Source organism: Cellvibrio sp. PSBB023, from assembly GCF_002007605.1.
GTDB lineage: Bacteria > Pseudomonadota > Gammaproteobacteria > Pseudomonadales > Cellvibrionaceae > Cellvibrio.
The window spans coordinates 2,972,045-2,994,532 of sequence record NZ_CP019799.1; the positions used below are offsets into that span (position 1 = coordinate 2,972,045).

General features: G+C 48.5%; 17 protein-coding genes. 7 read left to right on the forward strand and 10 right to left on the reverse strand.

All coding sequences use genetic code 11. The features are described 5' to 3' along the window. The first annotated feature begins 17 nt into the window (after nucleotides 1-17). From metK to metF, 3 genes are all read left to right on the forward strand, one after another. Nucleotides 18-1,172, forward strand: coding sequence for a methionine adenosyltransferase (gene metK, locus B0D95_RS12970; RefSeq protein WP_078044282.1), 1,155 nt, complete (start codon nucleotides 18-20; stop codon nucleotides 1,170-1,172). An 80-nt stretch (nucleotides 1,173-1,252) separates the two neighbouring features. Then, nucleotides 1,253-2,623, forward strand: coding sequence for an adenosylhomocysteinase (gene ahcY / locus B0D95_RS12975; RefSeq protein ID WP_078044283.1), 1,371 nt, complete (start codon nucleotides 1,253-1,255; stop codon nucleotides 2,621-2,623). Between the two features lie 84 nt (nucleotides 2,624-2,707). After that, nucleotides 2,708-3,559 carry a methylenetetrahydrofolate reductase [NAD(P)H] gene (gene metF, locus B0D95_RS12980; RefSeq protein ID WP_078044284.1) on the forward strand — a complete coding sequence of 284 codons (852 nt, stop codon included), beginning with the start codon at nucleotides 2,708-2,710 and terminating at the stop codon, nucleotides 3,557-3,559. Between the two features lie 81 nt (nucleotides 3,560-3,640). Here the strand turns inward: metF and B0D95_RS12985 are convergent, their stop codons facing one another. Then, on the reverse strand, nucleotides 3,641-4,468 hold the full coding sequence (locus B0D95_RS12985; protein WP_210403623.1) for a hypothetical protein: 828 nt from the start codon (nucleotides 4,466-4,468) through the stop codon (nucleotides 3,641-3,643). Between the two features lie 401 nt (nucleotides 4,469-4,869). Here B0D95_RS12985 and B0D95_RS12990 point away from each other — a divergent pair, with 401 nt between their 5' ends. After that, nucleotides 4,870-5,604 (forward strand): FKBP-type peptidyl-prolyl cis-trans isomerase, encoded by a 735-nt coding sequence (locus B0D95_RS12990; RefSeq protein WP_078044285.1) that lies wholly within the window; start codon nucleotides 4,870-4,872, stop codon nucleotides 5,602-5,604. 82 nt (nucleotides 5,605-5,686) lie between these two features. On the opposite strand, the gene B0D95_RS12995 is transcribed toward B0D95_RS12990, so the two are convergent. Then, nucleotides 5,687-6,151 carry an Rsd/AlgQ family anti-sigma factor gene (locus B0D95_RS12995; protein WP_078044286.1) on the reverse strand — a complete coding sequence of 155 codons (465 nt, stop codon included), beginning with the start codon at nucleotides 6,149-6,151 and terminating at the stop codon, nucleotides 5,687-5,689. A 139-nt stretch (nucleotides 6,152-6,290) separates the two neighbouring features. Further along, complete coding sequence (locus tag B0D95_RS13000) at nucleotides 6,291-6,791, reverse strand: disulfide bond formation protein B (protein ID WP_078044287.1); 501 nt, start codon at nucleotides 6,789-6,791, stop codon at nucleotides 6,291-6,293. Nucleotides 6,792-7,039: 248 nt separating this feature from the next. Between B0D95_RS13000 and B0D95_RS13005 the strand changes: the two genes are divergently transcribed. Next, nucleotides 7,040-7,618 (forward strand): flagellar basal body-associated FliL family protein, encoded by a 579-nt coding sequence (locus tag B0D95_RS13005; RefSeq protein ID WP_078044288.1) that lies wholly within the window; start codon nucleotides 7,040-7,042, stop codon nucleotides 7,616-7,618. A gap of 33 nt (nucleotides 7,619-7,651) precedes the next feature. Here B0D95_RS13005 and gshA read toward each other — a convergent pair whose 3' ends face one another. The 7 genes from gshA to B0D95_RS13040 form a co-directional block, all read right to left on the reverse strand. Further along, nucleotides 7,652-9,265: a glutamate--cysteine ligase gene (gshA, locus tag B0D95_RS13010; protein WP_246841602.1), complete on the reverse strand. Its 1,614-nt coding sequence runs from the start codon at nucleotides 9,263-9,265 to the stop codon at nucleotides 7,652-7,654. Between the two features lie 112 nt (nucleotides 9,266-9,377). Further along, on the reverse strand, nucleotides 9,378-9,716 hold the full coding sequence (locus B0D95_RS13015) for a hypothetical protein (protein WP_078044289.1): 339 nt from the start codon (nucleotides 9,714-9,716) through the stop codon (nucleotides 9,378-9,380). 197 nt (nucleotides 9,717-9,913) lie between these two features. Continuing rightward, nucleotides 9,914-10,708 carry a gluconate 5-dehydrogenase gene (locus B0D95_RS13020; protein WP_078044290.1) on the reverse strand — a complete coding sequence of 265 codons (795 nt, stop codon included), beginning with the start codon at nucleotides 10,706-10,708 and terminating at the stop codon, nucleotides 9,914-9,916. A 90-nt stretch (nucleotides 10,709-10,798) separates the two neighbouring features. After that, a complete protein-coding gene (kduI, locus tag B0D95_RS13025; protein WP_078044291.1) occupies nucleotides 10,799-11,638 on the reverse strand; it encodes a 5-dehydro-4-deoxy-D-glucuronate isomerase in 840 nt (279 codons plus the stop codon). A gap of 119 nt (nucleotides 11,639-11,757) precedes the next feature. Continuing rightward, nucleotides 11,758-14,268 carry a glycoside hydrolase family 88 protein gene (locus B0D95_RS13030; protein WP_246841603.1) on the reverse strand — a complete coding sequence of 837 codons (2,511 nt, stop codon included), beginning with the start codon at nucleotides 14,266-14,268 and terminating at the stop codon, nucleotides 11,758-11,760. Between the two features lie 150 nt (nucleotides 14,269-14,418). Then, a complete protein-coding gene (locus B0D95_RS13035) occupies nucleotides 14,419-17,139 on the reverse strand; it encodes a TonB-dependent receptor (RefSeq protein ID WP_078044293.1) in 2,721 nt (906 codons plus the stop codon). 286 nt (nucleotides 17,140-17,425) lie between these two features. Next, nucleotides 17,426-18,976, reverse strand: a complete 1,551-nt coding sequence (locus B0D95_RS13040) for a glycoside hydrolase family 28 protein (protein WP_078044294.1) — start codon at nucleotides 18,974-18,976, stop codon at nucleotides 17,426-17,428. A 643-nt stretch (nucleotides 18,977-19,619) separates the two neighbouring features. Between B0D95_RS13040 and B0D95_RS13045 the strand changes: the two genes are divergently transcribed. Both B0D95_RS13045 and B0D95_RS13050 read left to right on the forward strand, forming a co-directional pair. After that, a complete protein-coding gene (locus tag B0D95_RS13045; protein WP_078044295.1) occupies nucleotides 19,620-21,140 on the forward strand; it encodes a UxaA family hydrolase in 1,521 nt (506 codons plus the stop codon). Between the two features lie 190 nt (nucleotides 21,141-21,330). Beyond that, on the forward strand, nucleotides 21,331-22,488 hold the full coding sequence (locus tag B0D95_RS13050; protein WP_078044296.1) for a Re/Si-specific NAD(P)(+) transhydrogenase subunit alpha: 1,158 nt from the start codon (nucleotides 21,331-21,333) through the stop codon (nucleotides 22,486-22,488).

Here is a 22,488-nt window from a genome sequence, read left to right on the forward strand (position 1 = left end):
TTTGCAAGGAAAAAACCATGTCCGAATATTCTGTTTTTACCTCTGAATCTGTTTCCGAAGGTCATCCTGATAAATTAGCGGATCAGATTTCTGATGCCGTGCTCGATGCCATTTTAAAAGACGATCCCAATGCGCGCGTGGCGGTAGAGACGCTGGTAAAAACCGGCATGGCTATTGTCGCCGGTGAAGTGCGTACCTCCACCTATGTCGATCTGGAAGATTTGATTCGCCAAGTCATTCTGGATATTGGCTACAACTCCAGCGATGTCGGTTTTGATGGCGCCAGCTGTGCGGTATTAAATGCAATTGGCAAACAATCTGCGGACATCGCCATGGGTGTAGATGAAGCCGACGATAAAGATTTGGGCGCAGGCGACCAAGGCTTGATGTTTGGTTATGCCACCAATGAAACAGCGGTATTAATGCCTGCTCCGATTTTTTATGCGCACCGTTTGGTAGAAAAACAAGCACAGTTGCGCAAGAGCGGCGAATTACCCTGGCTGCGCCCCGATGCAAAAAGTCAGGTAACGCTGCGCTATGAAAACGGCAAACCAGTAGCCATCGACGCGGTGGTTTTGTCTACCCAACACAGCCCTAGCGTAAAACAAACAGAAATCCGTGAAGCAGTGCGCGAATTAATTATCAAAAACGTATTGCCTGCTGAGTGGCTGCACAAAGATACGCAATACCACATCAATCCCACCGGCCAATTTATTATTGGCGGCCCGGTTGGCGACTGTGGATTGACTGGCCGCAAAATTATTGTCGACACCTACGGTGGTATGGCTCGTCACGGCGGTGGCGCCTTCTCCGGTAAAGACCCATCAAAAGTAGACCGCTCGGCAGCTTATGCTGGCCGCTATGTAGCAAAAAATATTGTTGCTGCCGGCTTGGCAGATCGACTGGAAATTCAAGTGAGTTACGCCATTGGTGTTGCTGAACCCACCTCCATTTCAATCAACACCTTTGGTACCGGAAAAATTTCCGACGCCGAGATTATCAATTTAATTCGCGAACATTTTGATCTGCGCCCTCGCGGCCTGATCCAAATGCTGGATTTAAAACGCCCGATTTATCGCCAGACGGCTGCCTATGGTCACTTCGGTCGCGAACTGCCGGATTTCACTTGGGAGAAAACCGATAAAGCAGATGCACTAAAGAAAGCGCTTTAACACATTTTTAAATCCCCCAGCCCCCTTTTGCAAAGGGAGGGTTGGGGAGGGATTAAAACTTCAAAATAGGAAACCAAATTATGAGCTTCACCGACTACAAAGTTGCCGATATGTCCCTCGCGAACTGGGGCCGCAAAGAAATTGAAATCGCCGAAGGTGAAATGCCCGCATTGATGGCACTGCGTCGTAAATATGCCGCGAGTAAACCACTGGCCGATGCAAAAATTATCGGCTGTATTCACATGACCATTCAAACCGCTGTATTGATTGAAACCCTGGTAGATTTGGGTGCAGAAGTGCGCTGGTCATCGTGCAATATTTTCTCGACGCAAGATCACGCTGCAGCGGCTATCGCAGCGGCAGGTATTCCAGTATTCGCGTGGAAAGGCGAAACCGAAGAGGAATTCTGGTGGTGTATCGAGCAAACTATTAACAAAGATGGTAAGCCTTGGGATGCCAACATGATTCTCGATGACGGTGGCGATGTTACCCAAGTCGTGCACGAGAAATATCCGCACATGCTCGACAAAATCCACGGCATTTCGGAAGAGACCACCACCGGTGTTCACCGCTTGCTCGATATGTTGAAAAAAGGCCAATTAAAAGTGCCCGCCATTAACGTGAACGACGCGGTTACCAAAAGCAAAAACGACAACAAATACGGTTGCCGTCACAGTTTGAGCGATGCCATCAAACGCGGCACCGACCATTTGCTGATGGGCAAAAAAGCATTGGTTGTCGGTTACGGCGATGTAGGTAAAGGCTCGGCCGCGTCACTGCGCCAGGAAGGAATGATTGTAAAAATTACTGAAATCGATCCTATCTGTGCAATGCAAGCCTGCATGGATGGATTCGAGGTCGTATCTCCTTACAATAACGGCATCAATACCGGTAAATTTGAAGACATCAACCACGCCGTACTTGGTACTACCGATTTGGTTGTCACCACCACCGGCAACGTTAACGTGTGCGACTCAGCCATGCTGCGCGCGTTAAAACGCAATGCCGTTGTGTGTAATATCGGCCACTTTGACAGCGAAATTGACACCGCGTTTATGCGCAAAAACTGGGAGTGGGAAGAGATCAAACCCCAGGTACATAAAGTGTATCGCGACAAAGCCACCAATGATCATTTGATCATCTTGTCGGAAGGTCGCCTGGTGAATTTAGGTAACGCCACCGGCCACCCATCACGCATTATGGATGGCTCTTTTGCCAACCAGGTGCTGGCACAGATCTATTTGTACGAACGCAAATTTGCCGACCTGCCTGCCGAGCAAAAAGCCGAACACTTGTACGTACGTGTACTGCCGAAAAAACTCGACGAAGAAGTGGCTAAAGACATGGTGGAAGGTTTTGGTGGCGTTATTACCAAACTCACCGCGCAACAAGCTGAATATATCGGTGTAGACGTAGACGGCCCATTTAAGCCGGAAGCTTATAAGTATTAATTTATTAACTGCATTAATCCCTGCCGCCTCCCTTTTTAGAAGGGAGCACTGCAGGCGGGGATTAACGCTTTTTGAGAAGTGAACATGAACGACTCACAACCGCGCTTAAGTTTTGAATTCTTTCCGCCTAAAACGCCGGAAGGCAAAGAAAAACTGATTAAAGTACGCGATCAATTAAATGAATTTGCCCCTGACTTTTTTTCTGTCACTTATGGCGCTGGCGGCTCAACCCGCGACAATACCAAAGGCATAGTCACACAATTTAAAGCGGATGGCATAAGCATTGCTCCGCACTTGTCATTTGGTGGCGACGATGAAGTTACCATCAAATCATTAATTCAAGAATACAAAGATGCCGGCGTTGATCGTATTGTGGCCCTGCGCGGCGACATGCCCTCCGGTGTCGGCGGCGCTTATCAGTTGGTTTACGCCAATGAGCTGGTAGCTTTTATCCGCAACCACTTTGGCGAACATTTCCATTTGGAAGTAGCGGCCTATCCGGAAATCCATCCGCAAGCCAAAAGCTACAGCGACGATGTTCGCTACCTGAAAGGCAAGTTTGATGCGGGTGCCAACAGCGCCATCACCCAATACTTTTTTAACCCTGATTCGTATTTTTATTTTATCGATCAGTGTCAAAAAGCAGGAATTACCCAGCCGATTTACCCCGGCATTATGCCCATCATCAACTACAAAAATCTGACTCGCTTTTCTGATGTATGCGGCGCAGACATTCCACGCTGGTTGCGTAAAGCGCTGGAAAATTACGGCGATGATGAAGCGAGCTTAAAAGCCTTTGGGGTAGAGTTAGTCACAGACCTGTGCGATACATTACTGGAAAACGGCGCGCCGGGTTTGCATTTTTACACCATGAACCAAACCGAACCCACGGCAGAAATTGTGCGCAACCTGGGTTTAATCCCCACCGATGACTAAATAGCTGGCATATAGAAAACCATCGCAATAAAAAAGGGCGCATCACCTGCGCCCTTTTTTATTGAAGCAATTTTACGGCGATCAGTTTAATGATCCCTTGTCATCGTCAAAAGGTAAGGCTTCCGTCACAGGGGGAGTTTCAACCGGCGCCGGTGCGATCACCTCGGGCGCAATCGTCTCTACCACTGGCGCAGCAACCTCACGCTGTGGCGCAGGCTCTTCAACGACGACCGGTGCTGGTACTACGTCCGTTTTCACTGGCGCAACCTCTGCTTTTTTAGCGGCTGGCTTTTTGGGTGCTGCTTTTGCTTTTTTTACAGCAGGTGCTTTTGCGGCTTTTTCTTCGGTTTTCGCTTCAGCAACAACTGGCGCTACTTTCGCGGCTTTGGCAGGTTTAGCTGGTTTTTCTGCTGGGGCCGCTTTTTTTGCCTTGGCCGATTTGTCGGCTTTAGCGGCTTTTACCTCAGCAACCGGCGCCTCTTTTACGGCTTTCACTTTTTTTGCTTTGGCAGCTGGTTTGGCATCAGTTTTTGCTGCCTTTTTCTCTTTTTTGGCCTTGCCCTTACCTTTGGTTGCGGCAGCCAGTTCTTTGGCAACTTCTTTTGCCGCGGCCTGTGCTGCACTCAACCCAGCCAATGCATCCTGCGCCACCGCCAATGTTTTGCCTGCATCAGCCTGATCTTTTTTGGCTTGCGCCAAACGCGCCTTGGCTGCAGCCGTCGCTACACCTTTTGCTGAAATATCAGCAATTTTTTTCTTGGCGCTTGCCAGTGCTTTTTGTCCAGCAGCAACAGCCTTTTGCGCCGCAGCCAGTTCTTGCGCACGCGCTTTATCCAATGCTGCACTGATTTTAGCGATCTGTTGTTCCAAGTCGGCAACGGAAATTTTGGTTTTTGAAGAGGCGGCCATAAACAATACCTGTGTGAAAAAAGCGTTGGGAATATGCAGTGAGGGTGCATCATAGACTAGCGGATGCAATGGAGCGAATTGTAGCTGTGCCCCGGCAAAAAGTGTATGCCCCTCCTTAGGATAAGCATCAACTCCCAGCCCGGAACTTTACTGAAACACTGCAGTCAGAGCTGACTCGGCAAAGCCCGGTAGATACGCTTCCTGCGCAAATGTGTAGTAGCTCAGGGTTTAAGGCTATTGGCCGTCGCAAACCGCGCTAAAAACGCGCACATTTGGCCAAACTTGGTATACCATTGGCGCCTGTTCTGGTGCTGCACAGGCTGTCGGCTAGGAAGAAATGGGCAACGCCCATCTCATACAGACAACAAATACAAATCAATGATTACAAAATAAGGTGCATTATGTTTAACAAACGTTTATTGGTTGTTGGCTTGATGGCTGCTACTGCAGGCTTGATTGGCTGTAATAAAGAAGAGACAAAATCGGTTGATGACAGCGCCAAGCTGACTACCTTGGAACAAAAAGCCAACTACATTATTGGCCAAAACCTGGGTAAGAATCTGCAGAACGGTGGTTTGGCAATCGAGCCGGACTCATTGGCATTGGCATTGGCTGATGTGCGTGATGGCAAAGAATCTCGTATCAGCGAAGAAGACATGCAAAAGATCATGCAAGAAGTTCAGCAAAAAGCCATGGCTAAGCAAGAAGAAGAACAAAAGAAGCTGAGCGAAAAAAATATTGCTGAAGGCAAAAAATTCCTCGATGAAAACAAAGCGAAGGAAGGTGTAACCACCACCGAAAGCGGCTTGCAATACAAAGTGATCAGCGAAGGCAAAGGTGCCAAGCCAAAAGCCACTGACATTGTGACTGTTCACTACACCGGCAAACTGATCGATGGCACAGAATTCGACAGCTCAGTAAAAAATGGCCAACCCGCTACTTTCCCATTGGATGGCGTAATTCCTGGCTGGACCGAAGCGCTGCAATTGATGCCACAAGGTTCCAAGTGGGAAATCGTTATCCCTTCAGAATTGGCTTATGGTGCTGGTGGTCAAGGTCCAATCCCACCATCGTCTACGCTGATTTTCGAAGTTGAACTGCTTGAGATCAAAGCACCTGAAGCAGCTGCAGAATAAGGTCGACGGGAGCAATCCCGTCACCCATAAAAAAACCCGCTATTGCGGGTTTTTTTATGGGTAAACGAAACGCAAACGCTGCTTAGTTCACCAGATCTTTATGCGATGTGTGCAGTACCGAAATAAGGCGGTCTTCTGCACTGAAACGCACTTCCAGAGCTTCGCCCAGCAGCGATAAATCGTTGGTCAATGAACTCAGGTCATCGGTTTCCAGGTACTTGTCATTGAAGTCGAGCAGTTTTTCTGTGGTTGTATCAACAACATCATAGAGTTTGCCCGCTTCCTGCAGCGCGTCTGCATCATCAAACTCGCGCCCTTCTTTGATCAACTGATCGTAAACTTCAAAGTGGCCAGCAGATACATAATCCACCAGAATCTGGCAAAAACTGCGCAATTTCTCACCGCGCTGCAAGTCGCTCAGGTCTTGATCCAACCCACTTAATGCACAGTATTGCACCAACATTTGCTGACGCTCTTCCAACCAGCGGTCAATAATTTCACTCACACCGCCCCAGCGTTCTTTGGCACTTTTGCAATTTTCTAACATCAGTTATTCCTATCTATTTTCGAAGGCGGTTTGCTTGACGCGGGATACGCCAAACAGCCTGCCGGTTCAAGCACACGACGGTAAATTCCGTTGGTCACAATAGGCGATCTCACGCATCAGGGCAAGACTATGCACGGCTTTATGCCCATGCACGGCGCGTAGAGCGCAGCGTCTGGTATAAATTGACGCCAGCGAGGGCGATAAATGCCATCAATGTCCAGGCGGCGAGGCTCAGGCCAAGAATCTTATCCACATGAGCACAGTTCCCATCACCCTGTAACAGCAATTTCAGGGCATCCATAAAGGGGAAAACTTCAAACATATAGGCAAGGCCGGGGCCGCAGGCTGGCACCTGATCTTCTGGCAGGCTCTGTAACCATAATTGGCGACCGGCAAAACAAGCGCCCAAAATGGCACTCAGGATACCGGCAATCGCATAGGCGCGACGCCCGCGATCCGCCGGGTTATGGATAGCCGCAATCAATGCCAATAACCCCGTTAACACAACAAACCCGCGCTGGGTGATACAGAGTGAACAGGGCACCATTTTCATCACATGCTCCATATAGGCAGCAGCCAGCATCATGGCAGTACAAATAATAAATATCAGCAGATTGGTTTGACGCACACTGGGAGACATGAACAATCCTTAGGTAACGAAGTTAACGGGATGGTAGCCGTATTATTGATATAGAAATAATGATGGCTATGGTAAGCAATTATGCGCGCACAGAGCCAGTCATTTAGCCAAGTGGAGGGATTATTCCACGCAGGCTTGATACAGTTGGGCAACTGAATAGACTATGCTTTGAGGCAATTGCCACCCATGCCGGTGTGGCACCCTGATTTGAGCAACGCCCGTTGCGAAAGTTCACCATGGGAGACTGTATGAAACGCGGTAAGTTTGAACCGGTGCGCAACCTGATTCGCCGAACGCTGCCAAGCCGTTGGGCTGTAGCACTGTGCGCTACGCTGGCACTGCCTGCACTGGCGTCAGGCGGTGGTCATAAAGGCGCCGCAGAGGGTATTAACTATATTCCCATTACCCCACCGCTGGTGGTGAACTACGGTGGCCCGGGCAAGTCGCGCTATATTAAAGCGGAATTGTCGATTCGCAGTGAAAATGCGACGGATGCCAATACAGTGACCCATCACCTGCCGCTGATCCGCGACAAGCTGGTCAGTATTTTAAGCGCACAGACAGATGAAATAGTCAGTAGCGCCGAGGGTAAAGAGTATTTGCGAACCTATGCCTTGGCGGAAATTAACAAAGCGCTGCTGCAAGTCCAAGGACTAGCAACGGCAGAGACCTCCGCTACGACCAGCGCAACCGCCTCGACCACACCGGCAGCCGAACCAGCACCAACCGTCACAACTACGGCCACAGCGACCGCGCTGCCGGTTGTAACCCCCGTAAAAGGCCCGGCGTCTGATCTGTATTTCAATAACTTTGTGGTGCAAAAGTAGTCATGACCACAGATTGCCGCGCAGCGGCCCAGATTATGTCGAACAGCCGCAACCGCGATACTGGGCGTAATAGTTTTCCAGATACTGATCAAAACTGAGTTGTTGATCTGCCTCCAGCAGAGCCTGCGCTTGCAGGGATGAGGCACTCATTTGCGCAAACACCGCCTGTTGGTCTGCAGCCAGCGGGCGATCAGCGAAATAGGCACGCTGTTGTTCGGCCAGCGCCAGGGTATGGGCGTAAAAGCTCTGGCCTGCCGCCGTCATATCGCGCAATACCCGCGCGGAAGGCGTTAATTCCGGATCGGCGAGTTTAGCCTGTTGCAGCGCCAGCGCTTGCTGGTGTGCTGAGCCGCCTTTGGCCTGATCCAACAAGTCGGCGGCCGCCATACTGCCCTGCAGGATTTCCGCCGCCCACTCACGCATCGACACCTCCTGATCGCCCCGCTGCAAACACAAGGCAGGATCGCGCCCGCTATTCACTATGCGCTTCTGGTTCTCCTGCCCCTGATAAAACTCGCGCTCGTCAGTCTGCGGGCTATCGCTCAGCAAGCAATAGAGCAGGAACGCGTCCATCACTTGCATTTGTGTTTTGGTGATACCCAAGGGCTCATAAGGATTCAAATCCACGCAGCGTACTTCTACATATTCCACACCGCGCAAACGCAGTGCCTGCAACGCCGTTTCGCCACGCCCCGTGGTGCGCTTGGGGCGAATACTGGAGTAAAACTCGTTTTCGATTTGCAGCAAGCTGGAGTTGAGCTGCTGGTAATTGCCCTGCCCATCCTTCACGCCAATCTGCTCATAGGCGTGATAACTCTGGGTGATGCCACCACAGAGGGTAGCCAGGTAATCATTCAGGTTGTTGTAATTCACCACCAGACTTTTTTGTGCATCGCTCTGATACCCCAAGTCGCCCATGCGCAGCGAGGTGGCATAGGGCAGATACATGGTTTGCTCTGCCGCGGGAAAAGGCTGTAGCTTGTGCGCACGATTTTTCACAAAGCAGGAACAGACTGCGGGCGAGGCGCCAAACAAATAAATCAGCAGCCAGAAGTTGCGGCGAAAATTGCGGATCAACCCAAAGTAGCGCTCGGTTTTAAAATCCTGCAGCGATTGTTGATTGCCAGCTTGCTGTTGCAGTGCACGCCAAAAATCATCGGGCAAACTGAAGTTGTAGTGAATACCCGCAATAGTTTGCATGGAGCGGCCATAGCGATGCCCTAACCCCACACGATACACGGTTTTCATCCGCCCGGAATTGGAAGTGCCGTAACGGGCCACTGGGATCTCTTCATCCTTCCCTAAAGTGCAAGGCATGCTCGCAGGCCAGAGTCGTTCGCCACTGGCTGCCAGATGTTGGTAAGTAAAGCGATGAATATCATCCAACTGCGCCAGCAAGGGATCGACATCATCAAACGGCTCGGTGATAAATTCCAGCAGTGCTTCGCTGTAATCAGTTGTGACATGCGGGTGGGTTAAGGCTGAGCCCAGCGCAAGCGGATGGTCAGTCTGCGCCAAGGTCCCCTGTGGCGTAACACGCAGACTCTCTTTTTCCAAACCGCGCAAAATACCACGCAAGCTGGCATTGGCCGAGGGCTCGGCAAAAGCGCGGAGCAGTTCACTGGATAAACCATGACGTTGTGACAATTCGAAATCCTTGGGCGACAAGCGCAAGCACAGATAAGAAAACCGCCGCAGCGGTAGGTTATGGAAGTTTAGAACACGCAGACGCTGTCAACACAGCATCTAACCAGACGAGTTACCCTTGGGATGGCTCCACAGGCGCCGTTACAGACTGATCAGCATGCACTTCCGCCGATTCGGCCTCAAGCGTGGCCAACAGATCTTTACCTACCTTCGGTAGGGGTTCCGGCAGTATTTCCGGGTCAATCAGCGGCAGCCCCTTCTCGTTCACCGAACAAGTCACCACCTTGATGCGCTGGGTATAGTCTTTGGAGCTGGCCTCTACCATCTGGTTAATCGCTTCATCTTTGTGCGGCGTTTTGTACAGAGCGTTCAAATCGCGACCATCCAACCAGTTGTTTTGTTTGCCGAGAAAGAGTTTTTCCTGATTTTGCAGAATAAATATTTCGCTCATAACCTGGGGCCATCCGAAAGAGGTGAAGGCAGAATAAGTCGCGAATGTTGGGGTGATGAGGGAGAAGTTCAAGGGTTGGATGCAGCAATAGGCTCACAGGGATACGCTTAAAAAAAAGCAGCCACCCTTGTGAGGTGACTGCCAGCGGGAGAAATCAGGATGAAAGGGGTAGTTTTATCCTGATTTGGTTCAGAGACTTAAGCTTCGTTACTTGGCTTACCAATAGTGGCAAGAATACCGCCATCCACATACACGATTTGACCGGTAACGAAATCGCTCGCCTTGGAGGCCAGGAAAATAGTCGCGCCCTGCAAATCGTCGGGGTCACCCCATTTGCCTGCCGGGGTACGGCTGATAATAAAATCGTTGAACGGATGACCATCGACGCGAATTGGTTCAGTCTGGCTGGTGGCAAAATAACCTGGGCCAATACCATTTACTTGAACATTGTATTTCGCCCATTCGGTCGCCATGTTTTTGGTGAGCATTTTCAAACCACCTTTGGCCGCCGCGTAGGCACCCACTGAATTGCGACCCAGCTCGCTCATCATTGAACAGATGTTGATAATTTTTCCCTGACGGCGCTCAACCATTTTGCGCGCAACCGGGCGAGTCATGGTAAACACGCCGGTCAAATCAATTTTGATGACTTCTTCAAAGTCTTCCAGCGTCATTTCCAGCAATGGAGTGCGTTTAATAATGCCGGCATTGTTAATCAGAATATCAATCGGGCCGTGATCCTTTTCGATTTGATCAACAGCGGCGACGACTTGAGCCTCATCAGTTACATTAAATTTGTAACCATAAGCCTTAAAACCTTTTGCGCGATATTCATTCACCGCGTTGTCGATTTTTTCCTGCGATGAGTTGCCATTGATAATCAAGGTGGCGCCGGCACTTGCCAAGCCGCTTGCCATGGCCATACCCAAACCGTGAGTTGCACCGGTAACTACCGCAACTTTTCCGGTTAAATCAAATAGTGGATGAGTCATAGTTAATCTCTGTCGATAGCAGTTGAAGCTAATAGCAATTCTTGTCGCTAGAAAACCCCGCAGTCACCCCTGGCGCTACGGGAGTACACATTATTTCAGGTCGCTGGGCTTGTGGAAGTCCATATCGGTGTAGTCCATATTTTCACCAGCCATTCCCCAGATAAAGGTGTAGTTAGCGGTACCAACACCAGAGTGCATTGACCAAGGTGGCGACACCACCGCCTGCTCATTACCCACCCAAATATGACGGGTCTCTTCCGCTGGCCCCATGAAATGGCAAACAGCGTGAGTGTCTGGAATGTTGAAATAAAAATAAGCTTCCATCCGACGGCTATGGGTGTGCATTGGCATAGTGTTCCAAATGCTGCCGGGTTTTAATTCAGTCATGCCCATTTGCAATTGGCAGGTATCCAATACAGTGCTGATCATCAACTGATAAATATCGCGCTCGTTGCAGGTATCACCTGCTCCCATGTGCAACACCTTACTGTTTTCCTTGTTCACTTTTTTAGTGGGATAGGTTTGGTGCGCCGGAGTGGAGTTCAAATAAAATTTTGCAGGGTTATTGCTGTCATCACTGCTGAAAATAACCTCTTTTGCACCGCGACCGATGTACAGCGCCTCTTTGGTACCTATCTCAAATATTTCACCGTCAACCGAGACTTTACCGCTGCCGCCGATATTAATTGCGCCCAATTCGCGGCGCGCCAAAAAGAATTCGGACTTAAGCTGGTCATAGGTCTCCAAGACTACGGGCGTGCTAACCGGCATAACACCGCCCACCATCAAACGCTCATAATGGGTATAGGTGAACTCCACTTGATCCGCCGTAAAAATAGTCTGAACCAAAAAATGCTTGCGCAGTTTTTCAGTATCGTAATGCTTGTAGTCGTCCAGATGGACGGCAAAACGTTCTTCTAACACTTTCATAATAAAACCTTTTGTCTCTCAGCTGCTGCGCTATGCACAACACAGGTTGATGGTAATCCACTCTATAGAAGCAAGGCGCTTACCCGTAGTAAATGCATACAAGCAAGCGCAGATGATTATTATTGTTTGAGTAATTTATACATTTCGACACCGGCAAAAATAAACGGTCCATTGCCTTTGGCATCGTTGGAAAAAATACGCTCGGTCATGTAGTAATCGTAACTGCCGTCACGTCCAAATCCCAAACCAGCCACCAAACACTGATCTGTCATACTGATCTTGCCATCTTTATGAACCGTGACAAACTCGTTGATCAACCCTTGATAAGCCTTGATCGCCACATCGCGATAGGACTCAGGCAAATAGCCTTTATTGACCGCTTTTGCATAGAAATAAGTAAACATCGCGCTGCCACTGGATTCGCGATAGTTGGCTATAGCGCCCGGCTTATCCAGAATTTGCCACCAGGTACCCGTCTCGGCATCCTGATAGCGTACTAAATCAGCCGCTAATTCCTGTGCGATATCAATCATTGTCTTGCGCAATTCAGTTTCTGACTCCGGCAGATAATCCAACACATCCACCAAGGCCATAGCGTACCAGCCTAAACCACGCAGCCAGTATTGCGAGGCCTGACCAGTTTCTTTATTTGCCCAAGGTGCTTTTTTGGATTCGTCCCACGCGTGGTAATACAAACCGGTATCGGGATTACGCAATTGCTCGCGAGCGATAACAAATTCATGAACGGCCTCTTTGAAACTTTCATGCTGCTGTTCACCAGTTTCATACAATGCGGCGTATTGTGCGAGGAACGGCATCCCCATATAAACGCCATCCAACCACAACTGATTGGGGTAAGTAGAACGATGCCAAAAGGCACCACCGCTAGTGCGTGGATGACGCTTTAAATTTTCACGCAAAAAATCAACCGCTTTGCGGTATTTTTCTTCACCGGTGCGCTGCTCCAACACCATTACAACATCACCCGGCTTGGTCAGGTCGATGCTAAACAATTCCGGCTCAAAGGTATGGATGTGTCCGTCGTCGGCAATAAAACTGCCCGTTACCTTTTCTGCTGCATCAACATAACGTGCGTCGGGACTCACCTCGTTCAGCGCCTGCAATGCCATGATTTGCAAGCCCACTACATCGTACTCAAATTTGGATGGACGGCGACGATTTTCATCCCAACCCTGGTAATGATAATTGAGGGTTTTACGATCAAGCTCGGAGTCAGCCAATGCCTTGGTCCAGTTCAAGGCAACATCAGCGGTCAGCGGTTTCTTTTTCGCTTCTGCACTCAATGTGGATTCAAAACGCACACGCGGCTCTTTGGTTAAGCGCAGCACTTCGCGATCAAGGTAGGCCTTAAACTCTGCTTCCGTTTTAACACCATCCAACTCATGTTCCCATGCTGCCAGAAAGTAATACTCCAACTGACCGCCCTTATCCTTCATCACAGACACATAAGAGGTTTCATCTTCAGTTTGCTGGGCACGATCATCGCGGCGGAAAATAATTGCCATTCCCAAATGATCGTTTTCACCGCTCAAACTTTGCTTGCCCCAACTGGCAACATAAGTCCACGCGTAACCACTGATGTCTTGATTACCTTGCAGTAAACTAGTGCCGGGATGCTTGACCAAGCCAATTGCCATATTGGGCAGGCGCTCGGTTTTACTCAGGTTCACTTTCACTAAACGGCTTCCCGCATTCATCGCAAAATGCGCGGTCATATCAAGCTTTTGATTGTTCACTTGCCAGCCGTTGTAATTAATTTTAAAGCCGGAATAAATATCGCCATTATTGGTGAGGGTGGCGGAGCGACTTTCGGTTTGGGATACCAGCTCAACACTTTTACCATTCCAAAAACCAAAGCCGCCCATGCCGAGCGACTTGCCCACTTTTAATACATCCACACCCCAATCTTCATTGTGATGATAGGATTCATAACCATCCAAGCCAACATTTTGTAAAACTACATCGCTGACTCTTTTACCAAAAATATCAAAACCGTTACGCCAATCCAGATAAATGCGATACGCGACTTTATCGGACTCTATACCCGGGCCTTCATAGCGAATCCAATAGGAGTGATCGGTATATTGTGGCGGTGGATTTACGCTATCCACATTTTTAAACGTACCACCTTCATAAACCTTGCCGTTCCACTCCCCACCTTCTTTGATGGAAATTTCAGCCTGGGTTTGTTTTTTCAGCGCAGGCTTTACGATTGCAGGATCGGTTGAGATAACAAAATTTTTACGCTCTGCAGGAGCGAAATCAGAAACAAATAACAAGCCATCCAGTGCACCATCGCCATCGGTATCGACACTTTGCGATGCTTGAACTTGATCACCTACCAATACAGCCAGTTTGGCTGCATCGTTTGAATCTATGCCTAAATCATAAAACGAAAAATAAACAGGTTCTTGCTGCAAGGAAAAATCATTGGCATTGCTGATTTCAGCAGTAGCCACCTGATATTGACCCTGGGTAGCGGGTGCAGGGGCTGCGGCACTGGTTTGTTGTTCACTGGCTTTTTCGGGGGAGCAACCGGTGATTGCTACCAAAAGAAGTCCGCCGTAAATAAGCTTGCGGGATGCGATGCTGTTTAACAATAAACTCACGTGTTTCACCTCTTAATCGCTTAAGACCCAATCACAGATTGAGCATTACCTCTGCGCACAAACGCGCTGTAAAAAAATCGCACATCCTAAATAATCAAATAGGGATGCCAGCAAGCTGGCATCCCTGTTGGCTTTAACAACAACTACATATTAAAACTTATATTGCGCACCAACGTAGTACTGGCGGCCAGTTTGGTGATAGTAAGACAGGCGCTCATTGCTACCCATGTTACCAACCCACTGATCATCAGCTTCGTCAGTTAAATTCAAAGCTTCGAAAGTCACCTTCCAATTATCATTGATGGTGTAGTTGATCGTAGCATCGATATTCAAAGTGCCGTTTGTGCCCTCTTCATAGTTTCCATTTCGGCCAACTGCGGTAGTGAGATAATCACTTCTGCTAACAAGCGATACACGCCCACCAAAGTTGTCTTGCTCATAATAGAGAGTTGCGGCATAAGTCTCGTCAGACAGGTTAACCAATGGGCTAGTACGCTCAACTAAGCGAGTTGTCGCATTTAAATAATCAAGATCAGAATCTACGGAAGTATAGGAAACAATCGCACCAAAGTTAGACCAAAAACCAGGCAAGAAAGTAAATGGTTGCTGGTAACTCACTTCATAACCAGTTAAATCGCCGCCTGGGCTATTCACTTGAGTACTGTAACCCCAATCAGCATCAGCAGTACAACTTGTATTGCTGCCACATGCAGCAATCATTGTATCCAGAGACAAACCTAACTCAGCCATCAGATTGGTGTAGGTAGTACTCAAGCGAGCAGTCTGAGCAAAACTTTCTATCTCTTTTTGGAATAGAGTTACACCGATGCTTGCACCTTCAGCAAAGTACCACTCAAAACCCAAGTCATAGCTTTTTGCTTTCGTTGGCTCAAGATAAGGGTTACCACTACTTACAGTGAACGCATTACCCGAAACAGATACGTTTGTACTTGGAGCTAATGCCCCCAAACCTGCACGAGCAATACCTTCTGATGCCGCAAAGCGAACAAGAAAATCTTCTATGGGCTCTACAACAATATTAAGAGATGGCAAAGTGTCTGAGTAACTATGATCAACAGACAATCGAGTGCCAGCATTATCATAGCCAGCGGCGGTCTGGTCAGTTTCAAAACGTCTTACACCTATATCACCACGAACAGGTACGCCGGCTAATTCAAAATTGAAATCAGCTTGAACGTAAACACCAGTGGTTGTTTCATTGATGTCATAGATAGCGGCATACTGTTTCGTTAATGGCGCATCAAAAAGATTATTCGCTGACATGATTAATGCTCTATTTGGGATAAGCCAGTTACGACCATCACCCAGACCTGAATCATATTCAACAATATAATCGGCATTCGATTGAATATTTACACCTTGAGTACCTTCGTTGATTCGACTTTCAGTTGTACTGAAATTGAAGTCCTTATAATCAACACCGGCTTTGAGCTTAATGGACTCTGTGGCATCAAACTCGAATGCAAGAGTACCTGCATCGTTTTCATTGATTGTTGCCTGTGGACGCTGTCTGATACTGCTGGTAACCCATGAAGATTTGTTGTATGCACTATCACCAAAGGTCAACACAGGACTATCGTAATCACGATAGTCATAAGTAAAGTCCTGACCATTTGCGATCATAATAACGGTATTTTGAATAGGATTATCATAATCAGATTTGGTTGTGCCAATCATTGCTTTAGCACGGAAACGATCAGTAAAGTCTTGTTTCAATGTTACTGTTGTTTGCGAGAAGTCAGTTGACATCTCATCAAAACGATTTTCGGACCACAAACGAGCGTTATCAATGTCAGCATAGACAAGATTACCATTAGCGATTTCATAATCTCTAACGATCATATTCATCGTTGGATTTGCCGCATTACTGCCAATAGTACCGTTAAGAACGGTTGAGAAAAATGTCTCTTCGCGAGTTGCATCGAATTTTGCAAACAAGGAGTCAACACTAATCTCCGTAGAATCAGTTGGCCTGAACTGTAATGACAGGCTTGCACCTAGGCGCTCCAGCTCATGTTTGTATGAATCGTAACGAGGAAGACGTGGGTGAAATGCAGTGTTAATTTCATCGCTCGCAGCAATAACCACTGGAGTTGCATCACTGCTTAATTGGCGACGATTAAAACGATCACCCGCCGCATTTGACCAGCGCCCGGTACTTGTACCATCATCTTGAACTTGGCGCTCAGAGTAAGATAAAGAAAACAGTGCGCCAAACTTTCCATCAGCAAAAATGTTGCTTACCAGAAATGCAGCACTGGGATCTGTTTTTTCTGAAAGATCGTTATAGCCTAACGAACTAGAAGCTGTTAACACAAAGCCATCATAATCAAAAGGCTGCGCTGCTTTCAGATCAACAGTTGCTCCCAAAGACCCCTCTTGCACTTCAGCGCTATTTGTTTTGCGTACAGTCAAAGAGCTAAACAAATCAGAAGAAAAGGTATTAAAGTCAAAACCGCGCCCACGATTATTACCACCTACCGCATCTGTACCACCAGTAGTGGCAACAGTTTCCATACCATTCAAACGAACAGTCGTAAAGGTTGGACCTAAGCCACGAACGGTAATACCACGCCCTTCACCACCAGAGCGCTGAATAGCAACACCCGGAACACGCTGCAACGATTCCGCAAGGTTGTTATCTGGAAACTCAGCAATATCTGATGCGACAATTGCATCAACAAAACCAGATGAGTTCTTTTTGATATTAAGCGCGTTATTCAAACTCTCACGGAAGCTGCCAGTTACAACAACCTCTTCCAACGTACTGTCATCTTGCGCATAGGTAGACACAGGCACCACACAAGCTGCCATGGCCAACACAAGTGGATTAAACGTAAACTTTCTCATAGCTATTCCCCATCTTTTATTGTGATTAAATACATTGAGCTAGCGGAGCTGTGTCAACGCATTTTTATGGTTTCTGCGCTGACGGTTTTCACAAACATCACAGACCGTTACGCCATAAAAGCAATACATCTGTTTTTATTTGTAATTCTTTCATCAACTGGATTAACCCTAGTTGATACAAGGCCACTTTGATTAATTCAGTTAAAAAAAGTGGCCATTTAGTTGTTTATAGTTAATTTTGTTGTATCAAAAACAATACAAATTACTTCACGCTGTAAAAGCGCTATCACACTTTAAACGGAACGCCTTTAATCGTGACATTAGTGGCTGAGAAGTCTTCCAGCTGCTCCAACAATCCAACATCCTGCACTTGTTTAAAGTGACAATTGGTAAGGTGCAGGTTTTGAATCGGCGAGCGTTTGTAACCACGCACCTGAAAGACATGTTTGGCGTTTTCGCAGTGCAAATCACGAATATCGATATTGCGCACCGTGGGTGTAAACTTACCGGCATCGCCCTCTTCGTAGTCAAAGTCGATAACAATGGCGGTTGTCACTTCACCAATCGTGATATCACGCAAGAAGAAATTTTCGATCACACCGCCACGCACGGAATTGGTTTTAATGCGAATGCCGCGATCCAGATCCGGGCTGCTCATTTCACAATGCTCGACAAAAACATTGCGCACACCGCCAGAAATTTCGCTGCCAATCACCACACCACCGTGACCTTCACGCATTTTGCAGTGACTGATCACTACATTTTCCGTTGGTACATTCAAACGACGACCATCGGCATTGCGCCCGGATTTAATAGCGATGCAGTCATCACCCGTGTCAAACAGACAATTTTTGATCACAACGTTTTTGCAGGATTCAGGGTCACAACCATCGGAGTTGGGGCCATGGCTAACACAGCTAACACCATCAACAGTGACGTTTTCACACAGCACCGGATTGAGTAGCCAGAAAGGCGCGTTGGTAATGGTCACGCCTTCAATCAATACATTTTTACAGGCGTAGGGCTGGATGAAGGGTGGACGTAAATTGGCGCCATCGGCATAGATACGCTCGGCAACCGGCACACCATTTTCCATATCCGCCATCAACTTATCGCGTGCGGCATCCTGGGTTGGAAAACCAGGCACACTCCAGTCGGTGCCGCCCTTCCAGGCGCCACCTTTCCAGGGCCACCAGGTAGTGCGATTTGCCTGACCATCCAACACACCTTTACCCGTAATGGCGATATTGGTTTGGCCGTAGGCATAAATGAGCGGCGAATAACCCATTAACTCCATGCCTTCCCAGCGGGTAAACACCGCAGGTAAGTAGGCATTAGGGTCTGTAATGAAGAGAACCCGCGCACCTTCAGCAATGTGCAGGTTGATGTTGGACAAGAGGTGAATGGGACCGGTCAGGTAGTCACCATCGGCGATGAGCACTTTGCCGCCACCGGCATCGTGGCACGCCTGAATGGCGGCCGCAAACGCCTTGCTATTGTCGTGCTTACCATCGGCTTTGGCGCCAAAGCGACGAACATCGAAGGTACGCTCAGGGAATTCGGGAACCTGCACTTGCTGGCGAATCTCTTCCGCCTTGCGCCAGGCGTCGGCAGAGAAAGCGGCGGGAGCCTTGCGGCTGCTGCAAGCAGATAAACTGGTTAAGGTCGCTGATCCGGCCAAACCTGCGAGGGTTAAACCGAGAAACGTGCGACGATTAGGCTGTTGAAGGCAATAGTCAGTCACTGATGTTGGCTCTCGTGTTGTCTGCCACTGCTGTAGCTTTTTATGAATGTTCGGTGCATTTATCCAGCACAGAGGTGCCAAAGAGATACACATCCTCATATAGAGTGAAAAACATTCTGGATGTCATGTTGGATAAATGCAACCTGCGCTCCCAAAAAATTCCCCAAAAATCCTTTTTTGAGTATTTTTTTCCCACCTTGCCATATGTATACGTTTACATTTAATAAGCAATTGATTTGTAAACGTATACATACAAACATCGATAAAAATAATTTAAGAAAATTTTAATTTCCCAAAAAGATAAATCATCCTAATTTTTTGAAATTTAGTGACAAATTGTCACTTATTAAACAAGTGCATTTTGTGTAACAGGCTAAAATGACCTTTGCCTCCAAATGAAATCGGTTACATTGCGGTTTTTTGCCATTTTCGATGGGTTGTGGAGTGAATTTTTCCAGCGTAGATTTGATCCCGGTATTGACCGAATACCATTGCCGATTTTGAGGCGCCGCAAGGCGCCTTTTTTTTCAGGGCTGAAAAAGTGAGGCGACGCAAGCTGCCAATACGCGAGAAGTTCAGGTGCGAACTACACTTCTATAAGGCATAGCAGACCAAGGCTCGCCCGCACTGCCACAGGTAGTGAATATAATCAGCGCACTTACCCTGGGTGCACATCCCGTGTATCCGTCTGAGTGCACCACCTTCCATCGGTTAACCCATTTAGAGAGAGATCAGCGTGAATAGCATTATTGTGTTGCATGACAGTGATAACGTCGGAATTTGCAAGGTAGCGCTGCCCGCTGGTGTTTTGTTCGTAGAGAAGGATGTCACATTGCTTAATGACATCCCCGCCATGCACAAAGTGGCAATACGCCCTATTACCCAAGGTGAGGCCATCCTGAAATATGGCCAGACCATCGGCTTTGCCAGCCGCGACATAGCCGCTGGCGAGCATGTCCATGTACACAATTGTGTAATGGGCGAGTGGGAAAAAGATTACGGCTTCAGCAAAGAAGCCAAAGCCACCAACTTTGTTCCCCTTGAACAGCGCGCGACCTTTCAGGGCTACAAACGCCCCAATGGCAAGGTCGGTACACGCAATTATGTGGGCATTCTCACCACGGTTAACTGCTCGGCCACTGTCGCTAAAGCGATTGCCCAGCATTTCACCTTCTCCGGCGAGCTGGATAAGTACCCAAACATCGATGGCGTAGTAGCCATGACTCACGACAGCGGCTGTGGCATGCGCTCCGACGGTGAAGGCTACGAGACACTGCGTCGCACATTTAACGGCTATGCGCGTCACCCGAACTTTGGTGGCGTCATGATGGTTGGCCTGGGCTGCGAAACCATGCAAATCCAGCGCGTAATGGAAGAGTGCGGCCTGGCCGATTCCAAAACCTTTACCGCCTTTACTATCCAGGATGTTGGCGGCACTCGCATTGCTATTGAAAAAGGCATTGAAACGCTGCGCGCCATGCTGCCACTGGTCAATGAGTGCCAGCGCGAAACCGTACCAGCCAGCGAATTGGTGATTGGCCTGCAATGTGGCGGGTCAGACGCACTGTCCGGCGTAACCGCTAACCCATCGCTTGGTATTGCGGGCGATATTCTGGTGCGCCATGGCGGCACAGTGATTTTGTCGGAGACGCCGGAAATTTTTGGCGCCGAGCATTTATTGACTCGCCGCGCGCAATCACCGGAAATCGCGCAAAAGTTGTTGGATCGTATTGAGTGGTGGAAAGATTACACTGCACGCAATGATTTTGAATTGAATAACAATCCATCTCCCGGTAACAAAGCGGGTGGATTGACCACCATTATTGAAAAATCCCTCGGTGCTCAAGCCAAGAGTGGCTCCACCAATTTAACGGATGTTTTCCTCTACGGCGAAGAAATTACTACCAAGGGTTTTGTGTTTATGGATAGCCCGGGTTACGACCCGGTATCCGCTACAGGTCAGGTTGCATCCGGCGCACAAATTTTGTGTTTCACCACCGGTCGCGGCTCGGCATTTGGTTGCAAACCTGCCCCCAGTATCAAGCTGGCCACCAACAGTAAAATCTATACCCATATGAATGAGGATATGGATTTGAACTGCGGCAAAGTGATTGATGGTGAATTGACGCTGGAGCAATCCGGACAAGAAATTTTTGAAGAAATTCTCGCGGTTGCCTCCGGCAAAAAAACCAAAAGCGAATTGCTTGGCTATGGCGACAATGAATTTATCCCCTGGAAAATCGGGGCGGTGGTTTAAAGAATACATTCCCCCTTTGCAAAAAGGGGGGATTCCCGCCCTTAAAAAAACAATAACCGGAAACATCCGGCCACTACTAGAAAGCAAATGACGGTGCCTGCAAAGGCGTTACCACAAAACAGGCACATCAATAACCCATTGATGGATTCTGTGCTGCCAAACATTTGCCATCACCAACGAGACGACAACAATGAAAATAGTCATCACCAAAGAGAGACGCGCGCACGAACGCCGTGTTGCCGCAACCCCTGACACCGTAAAAAAATTTATCGCCCTGGGTTTTGATGTGGCAGTTGAACAGGATGCAGGTATTAACAGCCGCATCAGCAACCAAGCCTATCAAGACGCAGGCGCCACCATCAGTGCAGATATTGTCAGCCTGCTTGGCAGCGCCGATATCCTCTTAAAAGTACAGCGCCCACTGCTTGCCGGTGAAGGCGAGATTAACGAACTCGCCTTGATGAAACGCGGCGCACTGCTGATCGCCATGCTCTCGCCCTACGCCGAACCCAGCGCGATTCAGCAATATGCCGATGCCGGTATCACTGCGCTCACGCTGGAATTTGTACCGCGCATTACCCGTGCGCAATCCATGGACGTACTCAGCTCACAATCCAACCTCGCCGGTTATCGCGCGGTATTGGAAGCCATCAATGTCTATGACCGCGCTATGCCAATGATGATGACCGCGGCGGGAACTATTGCACCGGCGCGCGTGATGGTACTCGGTGCCGGTGTTGCCGGTTTGCAGGCCATCGCCACGGCCAAACGCCTGGGCGCTATTGTGTCAGCGACCGATGTGCGCGCCGCTTCCAAAGAACAAGTGGAAAGCCTCGGCGGAAAATTTGTGATGGTGGAGAGCGACGAAGTAAAAAATGCGGAAACCGCCGGTGGTTACGCCAAAGAAATGAGCGATGACTACAAACGTCGCCAAGCTGAATTGGTTGCCGAGACCTTAAAAAAACAAGACATCGCCATTTGCACCGCATTAATTCCCGGTCGTAAAGCACCGACACTGATTAATGATGAGATGGTACACAGCATGCGCCCGGGCTCAGTCATTGTCGATCTCGCCGCAGAACAAGGCGGCAACTGCACCCTGACCAAACCGGGTGAAGTGGTAGAAATTAACGGCGTGACAATTATCGGCCTATTTAATATTCCCAGCCGCTTATCGGCTGATGCCAGTGCGCTCTACGCCAAAAATATTTTGAATTTTGTAACCCCCATGATCGACGCGGATAAACAATTCACCGTGAATTGGCAGGATGAAATTATTGCCGCCACTGTGCTCACGCGCGACGGAAATATTGTTCACCCCAACTTCAAACCAACCAGTGCGGCGTAA

Bases quoted from the DNA above. Each gene is read 5' to 3' on its own strand.
- B0D95_RS13035 (WP_078044293.1), bottom strand. From the start codon at position 17,139: ATGAGAAAGTTTACGTTTAATCCACTTGTGTTGGCCATGGCAGCTTGT.
- B0D95_RS12985 (WP_210403623.1), bottom strand. From the start codon at position 4,468: ATGGCCGCCTCTTCAAAAACCAAAATTTCCGTTGCCGACTTGGAACAA.
- kduI (WP_078044291.1), bottom strand. From the start codon at position 11,638: ATGAAAGTGTTAGAAGAACGTTTTGCCGTCCATCTGGACGACTACAAG.
- ahcY (WP_078044283.1), top strand. From the start codon at position 1,253: ATGAGCTTCACCGACTACAAAGTTGCCGATATGTCCCTCGCGAACTGG.
- B0D95_RS13005 (WP_078044288.1), top strand. From the start codon at position 7,040: ATGAAACGCGGTAAGTTTGAACCGGTGCGCAACCTGATTCGCCGAACG.
- B0D95_RS12990 (WP_078044285.1), top strand. From the start codon at position 4,870: ATGTTTAACAAACGTTTATTGGTTGTTGGCTTGATGGCTGCTACTGCA.
- metF (WP_078044284.1), top strand. From the start codon at position 2,708: ATGAACGACTCACAACCGCGCTTAAGTTTTGAATTCTTTCCGCCTAAA.
- B0D95_RS12995 (WP_078044286.1), bottom strand. From the start codon at position 6,151: ATGTTAGAAAATTGCAAAAGTGCCAAAGAACGCTGGGGCGGTGTGAGT.
- B0D95_RS13040 (WP_078044294.1), bottom strand. From the start codon at position 18,976: ATGTGTATCTCTTTGGCACCTCTGTGCTGGATAAATGCACCGAACATT.
- B0D95_RS13020 (WP_078044290.1), bottom strand. From the start codon at position 10,708: ATGACTCATCCACTATTTGATTTAACCGGAAAAGTTGCGGTAGTTACC.
- metK (WP_078044282.1), top strand. From the start codon at position 18: ATGTCCGAATATTCTGTTTTTACCTCTGAATCTGTTTCCGAAGGTCAT.
- B0D95_RS13015 (WP_078044289.1), bottom strand. From the start codon at position 9,716: ATGAGCGAAATATTTATTCTGCAAAATCAGGAAAAACTCTTTCTCGGC.
- B0D95_RS13050 (WP_078044296.1), top strand. From the start codon at position 21,331: ATGAAAATAGTCATCACCAAAGAGAGACGCGCGCACGAACGCCGTGTT.
- B0D95_RS13000 (WP_078044287.1), bottom strand. From the start codon at position 6,791: ATGTCTCCCAGTGTGCGTCAAACCAATCTGCTGATATTTATTATTTGT.